The organism is Petrotoga halophila DSM 16923, from assembly GCF_002924615.1.
In genome coordinates, this window is sequence record NZ_JALY01000236.1 from 1 (window position 1) to 2,761 (window position 2,761).

The following is a 2,761-nucleotide window of genomic DNA, read 5'->3' on the forward strand; positions in this document are numbered from 1 at the left end:
ATACTAATGACAAAGATAGGAGGCTCATGATTTGAAGAAGGCGTGGAAAAAGGTAAAAGAGAAGGTGAAAGAAAATGCAAAATTGAATGTGCAATTAGAATATTAAGCAAAAGACTTGGCAAACAATTAACTGAAGAGATAAAAGAGAAAATAAGAAAAGCCAATGAGAAAACGCTAGATTACATAGGGGATAACTTGTTAGAAATAACCATAGAAGAACTAAAAGAATTGTTGAAATAATGGTAGTAGGCAATTCTTAAGTATTTAAATAAAATGATATCACTTTTATATCTTATAAGGGTTAATATTTTTCCCATCCCTTGTATGCAAGAATTTCATCAACCATATTTGACAAAAACCTGGAAGTTTAATGACAAGTTTTGAAATATATTGTATAATAGTTTAGAAGAGTTTTGGGGCGCTTAGCTCAGTGGGAGAGCGTCTGCTTCACGCGCAGAAGGTCGTAGGTTCAAACCCTACAGCGCCCACCATCTTTTTTTGTACTTCTTACAAGTTTTGATTCATACTTTCTGCATACCTCCAGGTACCCACTCAAGAATCTCAGAAAGATAAATCTTTTATTAAAAAAATATAAATATTTTTTTAATTCGCTTTCTTCAGTAATAATATATCATCAAAAAATACCATGAATACCTAATTTTAAGCATTTTCAACAAAAAAATTTAAAATTTTGCGAATTTGCAAGTTTTGTGTATAATCGAAACAAGTGAGTAAATATATTCATTACCATTTATTAGTAATAATGAAATATATTTCAATGAATTGTTTACTATGAAAATAATTTCTTGTTCTTTATTAAGTATACCGGGGAAAGCAAAAAAGGAGGAGGTAACCATGCGAGACTCTATTGAATTGACCCAAGAAAATTATGTTGACAGCATAATTGAAAGGGTAGTTGTTATGAATCCTGGAGAAACTGAGTTTCACCAGGCGGTACGTGAGGTTCTTGAAAGTATCAAACCGGTTGTTGAACTGTATCCTGAATTTGAAGAAAACGGGATTTTAGAAAGGTTAACTGAGCCTGAAAGGCAGATTATCTTTCGTGTTCCATGGGTAGACGATCAAGGGAACGTTCATGTTAATAGGGGATACAGAATAGAATTTAACTCCGCATTAGGGCCTTACAAAGGGGGGTTGCGTTTTCATCCCACTGTATATCCTGGAATCATGAAGTTTCTTGCATTTGAACAAACTTTCAAAAATGCTTTAACTGGAAGGCCTATAGGTGGAGCAAAAGGTGGCAGTGACTTCGATCCAAAGGGGAAGTCAGATTCCGAAGTTATGAGATTTTGTCAAAGTTTTATGACTGAACTATATAGACATATAGGGGCACAAACGGATATTCCAGCAGGAGATATAGGTGTTGGGAACAGAGAAATAGGGTATCTCTTTGGTCAATACAAAAGAATTACCAACCGTTTTGAAGCTGGCACCCTAACAGGAAAAGGTGTAGATTGGGGTGGAAGTTTAGCGAGAACAGAAGCAACAGGGTATGGATTGGTTTATTTTGTTGAAGAAATGCTAAAAGATGTTGGTGAAACATTCGAAGGCAAGAAGATAGTAGTTTCTGGATCTGGAAACGTGGCTATTTACACTGCTCAAAAAGTTGTAGAACTCGGCGGAAAGGTTATAGCCCTTAGTGATTCAGATGGAATGGTATACGATCCAGAAGGAATAGATTTAAATTCTGTAATTGAGATAAAAGAAAAAAGAAGGGGAAGAATAGTTGAGTATCTCAAAACTCATCCTTCGGCAGAGTATAACGATAACAGTAAAAATATTTGGAAAATTGAATGTGATATTGCCTTCCCATGTGCCACTCAAAACGAAATTGATATAGAAGAAGCAAAAACACTTGTAAATAACGGTGTTTTAGCGGTTGCAGAAGGTGCTAATATGCCGTGCACTCCAGAAGCTATTGAATGTTTCCAAAAAAATAACGTTATGTTTGCCCCAGCTAAAGCTGCCAACGCTGGAGGTGTTGCTACCTCTGCCTTAGAAATGACTCAAAATAGTATGTGGGAGTCTTGGAGTTTTGAAGAGGTAGATAAAAAACTACGAGAGATAATGAAGAACATCTACAGTAGTATAAAGACGACAGCTGAAGAGTACAAGAAAGACGGAGATCTTGTTTTTGGGGCTAATGTGACAGCTTTTCTAAAGGTAGCAAGAGCAATGATGGATCAAGGGATTGTTTAAAAATACCCCCAGATGGGGGTATTTTTTAAAGCTTTCCTAATTCTTTGAAGATCTCTTTTACTACTTTGATGTCTTGGCTATGCTCCGGATCATCTCCTGGGGTTTCAAGTATCAGAGGTAGCTTAGATATTTCATCGAAAGAGAGGAAGGTTTTAAATCCTTCTTTTCCTATGTATCCTTTGCCTATAAATTCGTGTCTGTCTTTAGCAGCGCCTACGTCATATTTTGAGTCGTTTAGATGGATCATTTTCAGTTTATTTAAGCCGATGTATTTGTCAATTTCGTCTAATAGTCTTTGTACCTCTTCTTTTTTTCTTATGTCGTACTTAGAATCGAATCCATGGCAGGTATCGTAAGTTATGCCTAATCTTTCTTTCCATGGTGAATTGTTTATTATTCTTCCTAGTTGTTCCATGGAGTATCCTATGTTTGAACCTTTTTGTGCAACGTTTTCGAGCAAGATAGTTACTTTTGTATTCTGGACTTCTTTGAAGATGGTATCTAACCCTTCTAATATTTTGTTTATGCCGAATCCTTCTCC

At 35.8% G+C, this 2,761-nt stretch carries 3 protein-coding genes and 1 tRNA gene; 3 read left to right on the top strand and 1 reads right to left on the bottom strand.

What is annotated here, in order from left to right; all coding sequences use genetic code 11:
• Positions 1-42 precede the first annotated feature (42 nt).
• The 3 genes from AA81_RS11520 (at position 43) to gdhA (ending at position 2,220) form a co-directional block, all read left to right on the top strand.
• Positions 43-240: a hypothetical protein gene (locus AA81_RS11520; protein WP_245863624.1), complete on the top strand. Its 198-nt coding sequence runs from the start codon at positions 43-45 to the stop codon at positions 238-240.
• 176 nt (positions 241-416) lie between these two features.
• Positions 417-491: transfer RNA gene (locus tag AA81_RS11525), tRNA-Val, on the top strand.
• Positions 492-855: 364 nt separating this feature from the next.
• Positions 856-2,220: an NADP-specific glutamate dehydrogenase gene (gdhA, locus tag AA81_RS11530; RefSeq protein WP_103899101.1), complete on the top strand. Its 1,365-nt coding sequence runs from the start codon at positions 856-858 to the stop codon at positions 2,218-2,220.
• A gap of 25 nt (positions 2,221-2,245) precedes the next feature.
• Here the strand turns inward: gdhA and AA81_RS11535 are convergent.
• The coding region (locus AA81_RS11535; protein WP_146050390.1) for a deoxyribonuclease IV at positions 2,246-2,761 on the bottom strand (516 nt) is incomplete at its 5' end.